24 protein-coding genes are annotated in these 14,095 nt (G+C 48.8%); 22 read left to right on the top strand and 2 right to left on the bottom strand.

Features of this window, described 5'->3' with window-relative positions:
- The first annotated feature begins 14 nt into the window (after positions 1-14).
- From PHI12_07630 to PHI12_07595, 8 genes are all read left to right on the top strand, one after another.
- The gene (locus PHI12_07630) at positions 15-377 is read left to right on the top strand and encodes a hypothetical protein (protein MDD5510662.1); all 363 of its coding nucleotides are present in this window, start codon (positions 15-17) and stop codon (positions 375-377) included.
- A 100-nt stretch (positions 378-477) separates the two neighbouring features.
- Positions 478-1,209, top strand: coding sequence for a hypothetical protein (locus PHI12_07625; protein MDD5510661.1), 732 nt, complete (start codon positions 478-480; stop codon positions 1,207-1,209).
- Positions 1,210-1,921: 712 nt separating this feature from the next.
- Positions 1,922-2,917: a hypothetical protein gene (locus tag PHI12_07620; protein ID MDD5510660.1), complete on the top strand. Its 996-nt coding sequence runs from the start codon at positions 1,922-1,924 to the stop codon at positions 2,915-2,917.
- A 177-nt stretch (positions 2,918-3,094) separates the two neighbouring features.
- On the top strand, positions 3,095-3,436 hold the full coding sequence (locus PHI12_07615; GenBank protein ID MDD5510659.1) for a hypothetical protein: 342 nt from the start codon (positions 3,095-3,097) through the stop codon (positions 3,434-3,436).
- A 344-nt stretch (positions 3,437-3,780) separates the two neighbouring features.
- Entirely contained in the window at positions 3,781-3,972 is a 192-nt protein-coding gene (locus PHI12_07610; GenBank protein MDD5510658.1) for a hypothetical protein, read from the top strand.
- A gap of 114 nt (positions 3,973-4,086) precedes the next feature.
- Positions 4,087-4,371, top strand: a complete 285-nt coding sequence (locus tag PHI12_07605) for a DUF5658 family protein (protein MDD5510657.1) — start codon at positions 4,087-4,089, stop codon at positions 4,369-4,371.
- Positions 4,372-4,382: 11 nt separating this feature from the next.
- On the top strand, positions 4,383-4,559 hold the full coding sequence (locus tag PHI12_07600; GenBank protein ID MDD5510656.1) for a hypothetical protein: 177 nt from the start codon (positions 4,383-4,385) through the stop codon (positions 4,557-4,559).
- 67 nt (positions 4,560-4,626) lie between these two features.
- A complete protein-coding gene (locus tag PHI12_07595; protein MDD5510655.1) occupies positions 4,627-4,830 on the top strand; it encodes a helix-turn-helix domain-containing protein in 204 nt (67 codons plus the stop codon).
- Positions 4,831-5,165: 335 nt separating this feature from the next.
- Here the strand turns inward: PHI12_07595 and PHI12_07590 are convergent, their stop codons facing one another.
- Together PHI12_07590 and tnpA are read right to left on the bottom strand one after the other, a co-directional pair.
- Entirely contained in the window at positions 5,166-6,287 is a 1,122-nt protein-coding gene (locus tag PHI12_07590) for a transposase (GenBank protein MDD5510654.1), read from the bottom strand.
- A complete protein-coding gene (gene tnpA / locus PHI12_07585) occupies positions 6,287-6,682 on the bottom strand; it encodes an IS200/IS605 family transposase (protein ID MDD5510653.1) in 396 nt (131 codons plus the stop codon). Before tnpA ends, PHI12_07590 begins: the two co-directional genes overlap by 1 nt.
- A gap of 184 nt (positions 6,683-6,866) precedes the next feature.
- Here tnpA and PHI12_07580 point away from each other — a divergent pair, with 184 nt between their 5' ends.
- From PHI12_07580 to PHI12_07515, 14 genes are all read left to right on the top strand, one after another.
- The gene (locus tag PHI12_07580; GenBank protein MDD5510652.1) at positions 6,867-7,253 is read left to right on the top strand and encodes a hypothetical protein; all 387 of its coding nucleotides are present in this window, start codon (positions 6,867-6,869) and stop codon (positions 7,251-7,253) included.
- Positions 7,254-7,470: 217 nt separating this feature from the next.
- Positions 7,471-7,650, top strand: coding sequence for a hypothetical protein (locus PHI12_07575; protein ID MDD5510651.1), 180 nt, complete (start codon positions 7,471-7,473; stop codon positions 7,648-7,650).
- A gap of 1 nt (position 7,651) precedes the next feature.
- On the top strand, positions 7,652-7,870 hold the full coding sequence (locus PHI12_07570) for a hypothetical protein (protein ID MDD5510650.1): 219 nt from the start codon (positions 7,652-7,654) through the stop codon (positions 7,868-7,870).
- 5 nt (positions 7,871-7,875) lie between these two features.
- Positions 7,876-8,196, top strand: coding sequence for a hypothetical protein (locus PHI12_07565; protein MDD5510649.1), 321 nt, complete (start codon positions 7,876-7,878; stop codon positions 8,194-8,196).
- Between the two features lie 249 nt (positions 8,197-8,445).
- Positions 8,446-8,973 (top strand): J domain-containing protein, encoded by a 528-nt coding sequence (locus PHI12_07560; protein MDD5510648.1) that lies wholly within the window; start codon positions 8,446-8,448, stop codon positions 8,971-8,973.
- Between the two features lie 11 nt (positions 8,974-8,984).
- Complete coding sequence (locus PHI12_07555) at positions 8,985-9,350, top strand: hypothetical protein (GenBank protein ID MDD5510647.1); 366 nt, start codon at positions 8,985-8,987, stop codon at positions 9,348-9,350.
- Positions 9,350-9,493: a hypothetical protein gene (locus PHI12_07550; protein ID MDD5510646.1), complete on the top strand. Its 144-nt coding sequence runs from the start codon at positions 9,350-9,352 to the stop codon at positions 9,491-9,493. Before PHI12_07555 ends, PHI12_07550 begins: the two co-directional genes overlap by 1 nt.
- Positions 9,490-10,035 carry a 3'-5' exonuclease gene (locus tag PHI12_07545; GenBank protein MDD5510645.1) on the top strand — a complete coding sequence of 182 codons (546 nt, stop codon included), beginning with the start codon at positions 9,490-9,492 and terminating at the stop codon, positions 10,033-10,035. Before PHI12_07550 ends, PHI12_07545 begins: the two co-directional genes overlap by 4 nt.
- 12 nt (positions 10,036-10,047) lie before the next feature.
- The gene (locus PHI12_07540) at positions 10,048-10,596 is read left to right on the top strand and encodes a hypothetical protein (protein ID MDD5510644.1); all 549 of its coding nucleotides are present in this window, start codon (positions 10,048-10,050) and stop codon (positions 10,594-10,596) included.
- On the top strand, positions 10,580-10,807 hold the full coding sequence (locus PHI12_07535; protein MDD5510643.1) for a hypothetical protein: 228 nt from the start codon (positions 10,580-10,582) through the stop codon (positions 10,805-10,807). Before PHI12_07540 ends, PHI12_07535 begins: the two co-directional genes overlap by 17 nt.
- 5 nt (positions 10,808-10,812) lie before the next feature.
- Positions 10,813-11,016, top strand: coding sequence for a hypothetical protein (locus PHI12_07530; GenBank protein MDD5510642.1), 204 nt, complete (start codon positions 10,813-10,815; stop codon positions 11,014-11,016).
- Positions 11,017-11,054: 38 nt separating this feature from the next.
- Positions 11,055-12,401: a hypothetical protein gene (locus PHI12_07525; GenBank protein ID MDD5510641.1), complete on the top strand. Its 1,347-nt coding sequence runs from the start codon at positions 11,055-11,057 to the stop codon at positions 12,399-12,401.
- A 69-nt stretch (positions 12,402-12,470) separates the two neighbouring features.
- Positions 12,471-13,337 (top strand): replication protein, encoded by an 867-nt coding sequence (locus PHI12_07520; protein MDD5510640.1) that lies wholly within the window; start codon positions 12,471-12,473, stop codon positions 13,335-13,337.
- Positions 13,285-14,016, top strand: coding sequence for an ATP-binding protein (locus PHI12_07515; protein MDD5510639.1), 732 nt, complete (start codon positions 13,285-13,287; stop codon positions 14,014-14,016). The genes PHI12_07520 and PHI12_07515 overlap by 53 nt, the downstream gene beginning before the upstream one ends.
- Positions 14,017-14,095: the final 79 nt, after the last annotated feature.

Here is a 14,095-nt window from a genome sequence, read left to right as displayed (position 1 = left end):
AAAGGGGGTGGAATTTGAAGCGTACCATACAACGCCCGTGGGGCAAGAAAAAAGACGGCGGGTGGGTCTTTCTCAACGAGTCGCTCATCAAGGCCCTTAAAATGGGCGACGCCGTTGAATTCGGAGACATTACGGTTGGCTCCAAGCAGCTCCGGCAGCTCATCGAGCTCATGCCTCAGCCGGATACTCTGATCCGGTCCAACGGACACCTGGAAGTTGAGGCGATACTGAGGATAAACCGGAAAGGACCGGACGGGGAGATTAAGGGATACTTCCAGAAGCCGAAGCACAATACCGCCTCGATGGTCATTAAAAACAAGGCATGGATACCAAAAGAGACGAAAGTCACTGTCGTCTTAAAACCTAAGAGGTACTAGCATTTCTTGAGAAATAGCGTCAAAAACTCGTTGCAACGATAAATCGACCTCAATCGATATGCTTAGTAGGGGCAAAAAAAGGATAAGGGGGTAAGGATTATTGGTACCAGCAGTTTCATGGACTGAAAGACTTAAAAAGTGGGAAAGGAATAAAGACGAGCAATTCGCTCGGGCTATTCTTTCAAAACCTGAAATTACAACAATATCGAAAGAGATACCTTTCCCTGGCACAGTGGTTATTATGGGAGATCGTAGGAAAGGTAAAACGGGGTTAGCATTCGAAATAATGGACTACCTCCACTCTAAACGCGACTTACCCGGGTGTTTGTTCTTACCGTTCCAACTTGAAAAGCCTAAACGAAGGCTGCTTCCTTCGTGGATTTCTGTTGTCACATCCCTCAAAGATTTACCTAAAAAGGCGGTAATAGTTGTCGATGAAGCCTCACAGACCGCTCATGCACGAAGGACTCAATCGGGTGAAGCAGTTACACTCGATAATCTAATTGGTGTATCAGGTCAAAGAGAACAGCTCATCATTTTCATAGCTCACCACTCCTCGAAACTCGACAGAAATGTAGTAATGGAGGCTCAAAGAGTAATATGGAAAGAGCCTACCCAGGCTCACGCCATGTTTGAACGGAGCGAAATGCAGATGTTCACCAGAAGAGCTATCGAGGTTTTCGCCAATATCCCAACTGACAGGCAGAAATTAAGAAGTGGCTATGTTATGGATACCAGCAGGTTGAGGTTCGGACTGTTGACCAATAATTTGCCGAGCTGGTGGTGTGACGAACTGAGTCGTATTTTCGAGAACGGGCACGTTGCTGCGTGAGCGGGTAACGGATGGTCTATCATCCTCAGATTGGGGATGGCATACTCTACAAAGGGTAATCAAGTTTGACAAGTCATTGGCTTCGATGTAATTCTTCAACCCAAAGAATCTAAAAGCCCTCTTGTGGTGAACATCAAGTTTGCGGCCATTTGGTTTCTTCCCACAACGCTGACATGTAGTATGGTCCCTCTCCCTTGCTAATTGGGACTGATATTCCCAATTTGGACCATAATAATAGGCTTTTCCACCTCGCCAGTTAAAGTTTAGATTTCGTACCCTAAAAAAGTGTAACCATCTTCTCCAACACTGTTTTGAACAGAAATGATGTTTAAGTTTTAAAGCAAAAGAGGGTTTCCGGTAAGTGATCTTTCCACAGTAATCACACGATATGTATCTTGACCCTTCTGTCCTATGTTTATCGTAGCATTCACGGCTACAAAAATGGGACTGTCCATGAGAATAAAAGAATTGCTGAACGTAAATCACAATGCCGCAGCCCTTACACCTGGTTGGAACCTTATGATCTTGATAAAGAGATCTGCACTTATTATTACAGAAATGGAGTTTTTTACCTTCAAGTAAAGAAGGAGGGCGTGAAAAAACAGATCCGCAATATGAGCAAACAACCTCTAAGCTATTTTTAGCAGGCATTACAGTATTATATTCAAAATGGTTATTAAAATCAAAGTAAAAAGGAGTTAGTCGCAACGAAATGAAAAGAGAAACCGTACTTAAAACTATCGAACCTCTGGTAGAGGGCAAAATCAGGGACGTCAAAGATTCCAGCGGTACCCGGATACTGGTAACACCGGATATGGTCCAGCTCCGACCGGGTCGGGGATCCCCGGCAATCGACGTGGCCGATAAGCGGTCGCTGATGGAATTCGCTGGCCTTCCCTTGGGACTCGCTGGAAAACTGAGTCCGGAGACTTTTTCGAAAGCCCTATCCGAGCTCCTGCAGGGGCATGGTTCATACTCCATGGTCGTCAAAGACGATAAGATCACCTCACTGGTACCCTTTGGGACTCGACGCACAGTGGAACCCGATCACTTACTAGACCTGCTGGAAAAGACCATACCGGTAGAAGAATACATGCGGGTAATGATCGATAAGCAGACTGTCTCGCTTGAAGTAGCCGGCACCGAAACCGCTCCCGTTATTGCCCCGGACGGAACTCACATCCCGCGGGGGGATCTCGTTAAAGCCGGAGTGCTGCTGAGGTTCTCGCCAATGGGAATAACCCGGCCTTTTGTCCAGTCGTATGCCGTGAGGCTAGTCTGTACCAATGGACTCACATCGAATACTGTCCTTTCTGAATTTACGGGTGGCGGGGGCGAGGGCGACAGCGTTTGGCAATTCTTCCGGCAGTCCATCAGGAGAGCTTACAACTCTTTCGATAAGGTGGTCTCCGGCTGGAAAAAGCTGGTCGATGAAAAAGTCCCCCCAGAGGAACGGGCCCGAATGCTGGAAGCCTTAATCAAAGACTCTGGAATCACCGGGTCGGTTGCAGAGGCAATCAGGGCAAGAGCGATAGAACAGCCTCCGGAGAATGCCTGGGACATGCAAAATCTGATAACCTACGCGACCTCTCATCTGATAGAGAGGGGCAATACCAGACAGATCATGAAAGCCCTGAAAGTGGTTGCTGACTTCGGAGACGAAGCGACCCATCGGCTGACCTGCCCGCTGTGCCACAGACAGAACTAAAACGAGTTTGGCCCGGGTTACTGCAGTATAGCCCGGGCCTTCTTGTGGCGCCAATCACTGTTTATTAAAAATTTGTATCGAATTAAGTGAGCACATCGTATAATACTTCAAAATTGTTGTCAATACCTTCCCGTAATCCCTGAGCGAGTCCAGCCAGGTAGGGAACGGAGGGCTAAAATGGTACACATTTTAATGACTCCCGAGAACAAAAAGGTCGCTATCAATATCGACACCGACGCTTGTCTATTCGATGCGCCACACAATCCGCCCAATACGGGCACCCGGTACACTTCCGGCGTCGACCTGTACGCCCATAAGGCCAGATCGGGCAAACTCTATTTCTACACTTACTCCTGGTCAATGTGGCAAGGCACGGAATCCAATTTCCATTTGATATCAGACGAAGAAGCCAAACAGTTTTTACTAGAAAAAGCTGGCTATGCAAATTACGGATTATCTCCAGGTGAGAGAGAGGGAGCTTTGGGGTTTTTCCCCAACCTATTTGACGAGGACGCATAGAAACTCAATCGGGGCACAGGCGAGCCAGTCGATCACTGTCGGCTGCCGCTACAGTACCGGCCCTTGCTAAGAGGGATTTAGTTGCCTGTGATAGACTAAGTGACCAACCGGTATAACGGCGGGTAAAGCGGGGATACCTGTGCCCCGGACTTCTCCTTCAGGGGATGCGCCTGTCCGCCCTCGACAAGTGGCGGGCGCTACCCCTCTTAACATGGCACCGGCCCGGAAGGTTTGGTTTGAGACCCCTTATCATTTCCTTCCGGTGTCCGGGGCCGCCAATTTAGGTGACTTTTTTACACCTTAGTGCACCAAAGTAAACTAAATTACACCAAAGGAGACTTGATTTGAGCGAAGTACAAACCGACAACAAACTGAGTCTTGAGCCGCTAATCCTAATATGCCAGGAAAAGGGCGTCGACCGGAGGACTTTTCTGCAATACCTTGCCGCCCGGTGGGATGAGATAGCAGAAAAAAGAAAAAAGGAGGGGAATCTTGCAGACAATAGTAAAATTACTATGCACGCATTGCAGCCATGAATACGAAGCCAGCCTAGAGGAATTACCCGTAGATGGCTATTACGCAAAAGATATCTGCCCCAAATGCGAATCAGACGATTGGAAGCAAATACTTCAGTAAATTTGGAGGCTAAAATGCTAAATTCCAAAGTCGCCGCTGTCTCCCTCGGATTGTGGATCGGGCTCAATGCCACTGATAGCATTACAACCTTTTTTAGTACCAGGTTAGGGGCGACTGAGCTCAACCCCGTCTATCTCATGTCCGGGAGCTGGGCGATCACCATATTGACCAAGTGGCTGGTAGTAGGGTTAATCCCGCTGATGCTGGTCTGGATGAACAGGCCCAAGTGGATGTTCTATTTTGTCCCCATTGCTGTTTTCCCGGTCGCTTTTAATATAATACAACTGATATTTTGGTAGGAGGTCTTTTCGTGACAGACAACATCGACTTGAGCAAGATCCGTCCGGAGGTCCAGCGGGCCGATCCCTTCGCCCCCATGCCGCCAGGTTTCGTACTTACACCGGCAGAAGCAATCTACCTGATCGACAAGGCCCAAAGAATGGCAAAGTTGGGGATGAGTCCCGAAAGCAGGAAAAGAAGAGGGTAAATTAGGGCTTGACTTTTTCTTTTTTGTCGTGATAAGATTGTCCGGTCTACTACAGGAGGCCGTGATAATGGGCGTAATTGAGATCAATACCGAGGATTTATTGAGCGTTGACCAGGCTTCGCAAGAAACTGGAGTACCCCGTCCCACTCTATACCGGTGGATCGATAAGGATAAGATCAAGGCGGTTAAAATCGGGGGCACTATCTACATTCCCAAAACAGAGCTAGACAATATCAGGAAGCAAAGACTTGAACCAGAGGGTGAAAATTAATTGGCTCCGGTGGGTTGAACCGGAGCCAGGCGCCGCGAGGGTCTAAATAAAAAGCGAACGATTAGCTCATAATTTAGCATGACCCTCCTCCGGTGTCAATATGGAGGAGACATGCCTCAAAAAGTAGTAAATCTAGCAACATTAACTGGTCAAGTTTTAGATAAGAAAACTCTTTCTTCTCTGAGTCATGCCTCTATTTCGACTTCTCAGATTGCAACATCGACCAATAATAATGGCTATTTTATGATTAATAACTTACCCGCTGGCGATGTTAATTTAACTATACAAGCCTCTGGTTTCACACCCTACGACTCCATTATTCGACTCATTGAAGGTCAACCACTCACGGCTAAAGCCGGCGAGCTTGTCCCTGCCCAGCCCCAATTGAGGCCAGGCGAGACGATAGGCACGTTGACGGATGCCTTACGAGAGATATTGATAGCGCCAACAACGTCGGCATGGAGGCTATAGCCGCAGTGCTGGCAGAGGAATAGCGATTGAGAACGGCGATTGGATTTAGAAATATGATGGCACTGGGGGCATTCCCGGGAAGTGTTCCGAGGATTGACCAACCGTACCATAACCCCGGCGATCTTAGCTTTGTATTCGATGAAGGTACGGAGCTGATTGAACGCCCACGACTTGTGTCTACGCCTCTGGCTGTGTCGAACCGTGCTGTCGCCGATACCGGAGAGGTCTTCGAGACTGATACAGCGATGCGTGTCTTTAGCCTTAGCCACAAGTTTTTTACTGATTCGATGATTGACCGAACGCCGGAAGCGGGACTCCCGGCCACCGAGTTTCCTGAGATGCCGCTTAGCCGACTTGGTGCCCTTGCTTTGGAGATCAGCCTTCAGGGCATCGATGTTTTCCCTGACCTTATCGACATCTTCACCCGAATAGAACTGGCCGTCGTTATCGACCGCCAGGTTGGTTACACCCAAATCAACCCCCATGCTTCCGGTTGCCAGATCGGTGGCCGGTTCAGGGATATCTACAATCACGGCCAGGTAGAAGACACCTTTTTGGAGAACCAGGTCGGTTTGCTTGACACGGCGATCCATATGACCCTCTTGATAATCCCCGACTCTGACAGGGATCATCTGTCTCCCTTGAAGAGTAAGGATAGAAACCATGTCTCGGCCCTTCCAGGAGAGGATGCGCTGGTCATAGACAACCGCCGAATGAGGCTTGATTACGTGCTGGGATTTCTTATCCGCTTTATAGCCCTCGGAAACTTTGGCGATAGCCCTGATCGCCATCTGTGCCGAGAGATTGAACTCATCACGAAGAACTGTATATACCGACTTCTGAAGGCGATACTTACCGAATATCTTGTTATTAAAGGCCACATCGGCAACGTAAGTACAGGCTACGTTGAACGTTTCCATCGTGGTAAGCAACGCTTGGTGCTGCTCTTTAGTTGGAGCGAGCTTTATCATCAAGGTCTGCTTCATTACGTTCCCTTCTGGGCTTCGATATATCGTTCAATCGCCTGGGCGGATACATTCCCGGCAGTAGCACAGAAATATGACCGTGTCCATAGGCTGGGCAACCGTAGCAGAGTAGGGAATTCCTTACGGAGGTCGTGTGCAGAGCGTCCCTTCAAGAGCCGTACCATTTCATGTGCCGGCGTTATACTATCGCCCTGGATAAACAGGTGTAGATGGTCAGGCTGGATAGCCAGACGTTCAATGTTCCAATTATGGCTTGCCGCTACATCATGCAGTATCTGGTCCAGCCTTATTGCTACGTTGCCAGTCAACACCGCCTTCCGGCGTTTGGGGCACCAAATCAGATGGTATAGCACGAGATGGACTCGATGGGCGTCATGTTTGTATTCTCTGCTCATGTTGTTAGTATACCATATAACAACGACATTCACAATAACAGAAAGGAGGAAAGGGCGTTTCCTTCACGGGTTAAAACCCGTGGCTTCCACGCCCTACGTTTGGTGATAACAACATTACCATCTACTTAAAAGCGAAGAAACGTCGGAGTAAAAACACCGAATGATAAAGTCAGGAGAAAATGCTATGCCAGAAGCTACAGACTCAACCAATAGCGTAGAACGTCGTACGGAGCCCCTAACATTGTCGGGTAAGGGAATTGGTAGGGGAAGGGTTGTTACACCGCCAGGAAGGGCAAAGAATGTGGCTCTGGTGCCACGTAGGGGCATACCTGTCGGTCAGAAATACCGGATCGCCAGTATTCCTTACAACATAGTTATCCAAAAAAGGCATACAACTCTTATGGGGAGAGAGCACTGGGAAACTATAGGTTATTACTTGACCCTGAGCAGTGCCATAAGGGGAATAATTCAGGAAGACATTAAAGAGACCGATCTTGTAGACCTAAAAGCAATTCAAGATCGTATCACCCAGCTCGAGCAGGACATTCTCAAGCTGGCAGCAGGTAAGTAGAGTCATGTCAAACTCGAAAAGTGCAAAGGAGCGCCGTTCAAAAAGAAATCGGTTAAGCAAAAGCCAAAGAAAACTGATGGAACAACAGCACCGGGGCGATCTACTCCAGCGGAAAGAGAACGAACAGAGAAAAAAGGGTAATTGGGCCATCGCTATATGAAAGAGTTTAAGGTCGGGCACCGGTACCTGTTCAGGGAATAAAAAATAGGAGATTATTGTGAGTGCAGGAAAAACAACCGTAAAGGGAAACCCGTACCCAAAGGATATTGTCGACGAGGCCAGTGGGGTATCGGTCCCTAATGATAAATGGGAAGCATGGCAAGCCGGCTATACTAACGGCCTTCTGCAAGCGGCCTTTTCGGTTTTGAATAATATTTTTCACCACGTAGAGGAATGATATGGCACTTGCAAACACACCACTAACAGCTAGAGAACAAGCGATGTTAATCGCCCGGCTTATGGAGAATCAACCCGACGTATCCCAGGGTGACATCGATATACTGGTCCGGTGGGCGGAAAATATCCGGGTTGCTACCGGGCTCCTGGATTCCATCGAGGCCGGAGAGATCAAGGTTTCCATTAAAAATAACAAGGTCTTAATTGACCGGAAGGGGTGAGATCTTTGGAACTAACAGCTAAAAATATTAAACAGATCGAAAAGCTAATCAGCTCCGGCATGGCAGTCGAAGTCGTCATTGTTCCGGAACATAAAGAGGACGCCGGCGCCGGCGTCATGGTTACGGTACCGGAAACGCTGATGATTAACGGGAGGCCCCCGGTCGAAGGGGAAATCCGGTTTAACCCCGTACTGCTGGACACCGAAAGAGATTGTGTGGTCGAAGTCCGGGCCCACCAACCAGGTGAGGATCCGGTTGCGGTCGCTGTGGTCAAGGTTCCTAAAGGAAAATATGTGGCCGGACTAATCACCAAAGAATCAAGGTAGTTTACACCGTCGAGGATTAATAGATGGTTAATTTTGATTGGCCTGAATCCAAAAGGTGCCCGGTTCATAAGGCTTCGAAAGGGGTGCACCGGATCCCGAAGCAACCTGGTGACATTCCGGGAATGACCCTCTTCGTCTGCGATACGTGCAAAATCGGTTGGTGGGACGCGCGCGGCGCCGGCCCTATGACCAAACTACCGGGCACATTAAAAGCAGCTCGAGACCTATACATACCGTTGGAGGGAAGAAATGGCAGGAGTTGATTCTGAAAGAAGTCGAAAGGACATCCGGGATATGTTCTACCGGTGGGGAGTCGATAAAGGCCAGTATGAGATTATCTGGCAGGAAGAGATAGTTGGCGCCACAAAGCGCCGGCTGCCGGGGGTCTCTGTCCGGTACCTGCACCAAAGACAGTGGCAGACAGTTTCATCCTACAACCTGGCCACCAGATCTCTCAACCTGCGTAATATTTTTCTTTTCCTCGACCGCATCCGGATTGCCGAGAATAAGGGCATTCAGTACCAGAACCTTACTTTTACCACAGATATCGTGCAAGCTGACCAGGTAACTAGCGAGCGGGCGAATAAAGAAGATCTGGAAGATGCTTTTGACTTCCTCGGGGTTACCCGCGGTGACCCGCCCGATCTGGTCGACCGGGTTTATAAAGCCAAAGCGCAGAGCTACCACCCGGACAAAGGCGGCAACGCCGAAATGATGGCTCGCCTGAATGAAGCATACAGAATTATTCAGAGGTCTTACGGCGGCCCGCCAAGATAGTAAGGAGCGAAATGGAAAATAACTTTGAAAAACTAGTGTGCTACGGAACGCCAACGGATGAGCTCGGTAATGATAACTGGTTCAGGTGGATTCGCTTTGTTGATATTCTGGTATGGGGAGACTCTCATACAGGCAAGCCAAAATTCACCAACTGGTATGCCGATTCTCTTTACGGGTACACACATAAAAATTTAGAAAGGCCGGGACTATTTGTAGAAGGGATAAAACAGCATAGTAAAGAAGCTATCGATTATCGGATCGAAACTCATAAAGACTTGTTCGAAATCTCACAAAAAATTATGAGATGGATTGTAGAGCAGGAACAAATACGAGCGGAGAAGCTAGTCCAGATTAAGAGCTTAATCGAGGGCTTTTAGTGAAAAACTCTTATCACGCCAAAGTTAAGGGCAAGGGAAAGTTCCGGCCGGGGACCCAGGGCAAAAAGGATAAATCCGGATTCCGGCCGCAGCGGGCGATACCGCTTGAGAAGCGCAGGCCGGGAATGAGGTTTGAACCATGAAGATATTCATAGTCGACACCGAAACCGATAACGTTAAGCCACAGCTCGCAAATATTCTTGAGATCGGAATGGCAAGTCTCGATCTGGAGACCGGAAAGATTGAGCTCTTGTTCGATACTCTCATCTGCCCGCCCGGACCGGAGACCTGGACTAATTGCTGGTTTATGAACCATTGCGGCTTAGATCCCGAGTTTATCCGAACAGCTCCTAAATTTACGGATATCAAGACGGGGATCGAGGCATATCTTTCTTTTGGTCCGATCACTGCTTTTAATCTCAGCTTCGACCTGCAGGTGCTTTATAAGCATGGAGTAAGAGCGGGTCATACCTGGCCATGCCTCATGCTGACGACAAAGGATATTCTCAAGTTGCCGGGCAGGTACGGCGACTGGAAATACCCTAAATTCAGCGAAGCGTACAACTGGTTCTTTCCGGAGACACCTTTTGAAGAAAAACACAGGGCCGGACACGACGCTATACACGAAGCCAAACTAGCGTATGCACTCTATAAAAGAGGTTATTTTAACCGGAGAGTAAAGTAAGGAGGTTTTACATTGGCAAAATCAAAGTTACCTAAGAAAAAAGAGACCAGGGAAGAATTCGACGAGAGGGTTAAGAACTCAATTCTGAAACCCCAGGATGATGATTCCGGGACCAACCCAGGATTACCGCCACCCCCTCCCGGATCCGATCAGGGACCGGAACCCGGTACCGCTCACCGCGTAGGTATGCAGCAAAGACTCCTGCCCTGTATCTTAACCCCGGAAGAGCTGCATGACCGTTCCATTAAACTGGCCGAAATCAACGGACGCATAGCCGCTGAAAGAGTTCACCAGGCCGAGATCAAAAGAGACTTGAAAAATGAAATGGGGGCTCTTGAGAAAGAATGGACTAACCTTTCCAATACGGTACTGACCGGTCTGGAAGAGCGAACCGTCGACGTGGCCATCGAAATGCTTGGCGATGGGGAAACCGTCGAAGAGATCCGGCAGGATACCAATGAGCGGCTTGGCCCGCCCCGGCCAGCGACCGACTTTGAAAAGCAGGGGCGAATGTTCCCGGATGATGGGGATATGGGATTCGGGAATGGAGAAGAAGACTAATTTTGAAGCCGAAGCGGGGTGGATTTTCACCTCGCATAAGGCTCGTAAGACGCGTCCCTGTAAGATGGGGGATGGAGATATAGCAGTGGGGGAGCACTGCTGTGCAGTGACTCGCGCCGGTGGCGGCCTGGGGTGGCTCAAGCACCCGGACTATATTCATATCCGCTGCCGGTGGAAATATTTGGAGAGTAAAAAGGAAACGGGAGGATAACAACTTTGGATTACGTAGTTTTGAGAGAAACGAGAGGATTGGCTAGCGATTTACCCTTTTCCGCTTTCTACGTCAAAGACGACGGCGAGCTGGAAGCACGCATCGGGAAGGATATTTTGGAAGGGGATATCGTAATCTCTATTTCTAAGGCCTCCAAGCAAAAAGTCGTCCCACGGAAACCTTTGACGCTTGATGTAACGGAGATATAAACAGTTAATAAAACACTTACACGCAGAGGAGGCGGATAGTGGAATATGCACAGGATACCATAAAACCTGAACAATACGAGGAAATGAAAAAGGTCGCCGCTGATAATCTGTGTTCACAGTGCGGCGGCCAACTAACCATCCATACCAACCCGGATAAAAAGACTATCGAGGTCGGGTGCCTGGATAGGACCCATCATGGGTTCATTGAGCGCCAGTCATATACCCAACTGCAGCGGGTAGAGGCTACCAGGGCCGGCGTCATTGTCGACCAGATTAACAAGCGCATGATGCCCAGAGGTACCACGGCAGAAGACTTTCAGCAGAATATGGCCTCACTGATGGCAAAATATCCAGATATTGGGCTAGATCCCCCTTCGGCTGCCTTGTTTCTTATGGACTGCTACCGACTTGGGTTAGAACCACTTATGGGGCAACCTGAAATAGTACCCGTTGTTTTCGGTAAGGGTACTACCCACGCGGTCGTAGTCGAAGTTATTACCGAAGATGGGTACCTCTCTGGGGCTCAGCGGGCCGATCCGGAAGAATGGGACGGACCACCGCGGACCATGCCCCTGCAGGACTATTTGCTTTCCCTTCCCCACCTTAAAGACCGGTCTCTTGCGGATATCGAGAAGATCGCAAAGCGCCAGGCTCTAGACCTCTGTGCAGATGGTGAAGCCTGGGTATGGGTGGCGCTGGGAAAGCGAAAGTCCGGCACCAGGGAAGATTCCCCGTCTTATGGCTGGTTTACTAAAGCCGACCAAAAAGAAGCTGACAGTAGAAGGGTTGTCTCCGCAAAACTACCAGGTAACCAGGCCCGGATCCGGGCGATCAAACGTTGGGTCCGTGAGAACTTCCCGGAATGGCGCCAGAAGATGCTCGACATGACCAGCGAATGGATACAGCGGTCAGCCGGTGTTAAGGAAGCACAAAAACTCATCGAAGCCGAATATAAAGTGGTCGAGCCCAAGAAAAAAACTGAGGTCGCCGTAAAAAAGGCTCCCGATACCCGTAATAAGCCCCCAGGGTCACAGGTTATTGATTCGACTGCAAAGACGGTAGTCTCCAAATCGGGACAAAATACCGGTGACCCTCTTGAGGAAGGGCTCTTCGGCAACCAGGCGGACGGGGAAATAACGATGTCCGAAGAGGACCAGAAAAAGGCGATTGCCGACACCCGGGGCATGATTAATTCTCTTGCTACCAAGCTAAATAAGAAGATGAAGGCCGATAAAAAGACGCGGATCTGGCCGGTCGAGCGGCTACTCTCAAAGATTAACGAGGTCCTCGACACCCCGGTTACCAAGCTCAGTGAAATTCCGGATGATAAGGTGCAAAAGGTTGCGAACCTGTTAGCAGACTGGGATCTAATTCAAGAAGAATAAAGGGGGCACGCATGGCACGCTCGAAGCCCTGGTTAAATATATTATTCCATCCTGTCAGGGAGGGTCCTGATGGAGAAAAATAAGAATGGAAACTCGTTTACCGGTGTTCCTTCAGAGCTGTTGGCTGCTGTCGTCAAGACTAACTTTTCAGGGTACGAAGGCCGTATATTCTGGCTCATAGTTCGGAAAACCTTCGGCTGGCAAAAAGCGACCGATCGTATCAGCTTTAGCCAGTTTCAAGAAGAAACGGAGATGGCCAGGCCCCATATTGGACGGGCCATAAAAAGGCTAGAGACAAGACAGATAATATTTACCACCAGTACTGGATACAACATAGAATACGGGGTGCAAACAGACTATTCTCAATGGTTAAAATCGTTACCTAACGAGGTAACGAAAAAAGTAAAAATGGGGTCTAACTTTCAAGGAATTTTGTTACCTAGTGAGGTAACGACTGAAACCGTTACCCATTTAGGTAACGATAGCCTCAAAGAGCATGTCGCTAAATCGTTACCTCAAACGCGCGTATCGTTACCTCAAACGCGCGGGGCGTTACCTAACGAGGTAACGAAATCGTTACCTAGGGAGGTAAACACAATAGAAAGATATAACTATACAATAGAATCTACAATAGAAGACGGCGGCAAAATCAGCTTTTCACAGTACAAAGAAAATCTCCGAAAACGGTTTAGCGATTTATCCTTTGATGAAGAGTTTGAAAAATACCAACTTTACTGGGAAGGACGGAAACAGAAAAAACCCAAATTAGCCCTTTTTAATTGGATGACAAAGGCCAGGAGAATCATGCAAAAGGAGAAAGCTGATAATGGGAGACCTAGAAAAAATAGGGGATTCAATACCAAAGAAAGAGAGGAGACAACCGATGAAGAGCGAAGGGCGGGAGCTGACGGAGCCCAGCAACTCGATCTGTCCTAAGTGTAGCGGCCATGGGTTTGTCTACCAGTTAAAAGACGGGAAGATCGATTATTCTCACATTGTACCCTGCGAATGCCAGGCAGAACGGATTGCTCGCGAGAAAAAAGAGTGGCTTATGCAGTATTGTGAACTGCCGGGCCACTCTGATGACAAAACCCTCGATAGTTATATTCCGGGTAATCACCCAACTCTTAAACAAGCCTTAAATGCCGCAAAGGCACTGGCTTCCGGGTCCGAAAAGATTAAGTGGTTGACATTGAGCGGTACTAAAGACCTTGGTAAATCACACCTGGCGATCGCCGTGTGCCGGCAATGGATTGAACATGGCCACCCGGCGAAATATGTATTTGTGCCCTCTCTACTGGACTGGCTCCGGGAGTGTATGAACAATAAAGACCTTAATCTGGCCGGACGGATGAAAGTGCTATGTGAGGTCCCGCTCCTGGTTATGGATGACCTGGGCGCCCAAAATCCTACACCTTGGGCACAGGAGAGGCTTATAACCATAATCAATTACCGTTACGAAAACTGGCTGCCGCTAATGGTTACCACGAATAAGTCAGTAGATAAGCTGCCCGGTGATGATGAAGGCCGGATCGGAAGCCGTCTGAAACGTTTTGTACCAGGGACGGTAATTGCCATGGAGGGACCTGAATATAGAACCCGGAGAGGCAAATGACATTAGTCTTCTTCTGCCCTCTCTTCCATCCGGACGCTACCTGGTGTATGGGCTGCCGGTTCGCGAAAGAGCTGCTTTG

The sequence above is a fragment of the Dehalococcoidales bacterium genome (assembly GCA_028716225.1).
GTDB lineage: Bacteria > Chloroflexota > Dehalococcoidia > Dehalococcoidales > UBA5760 > UBA5760.
This window is presented reverse-complemented; position numbering and strand designations above follow the sequence as displayed.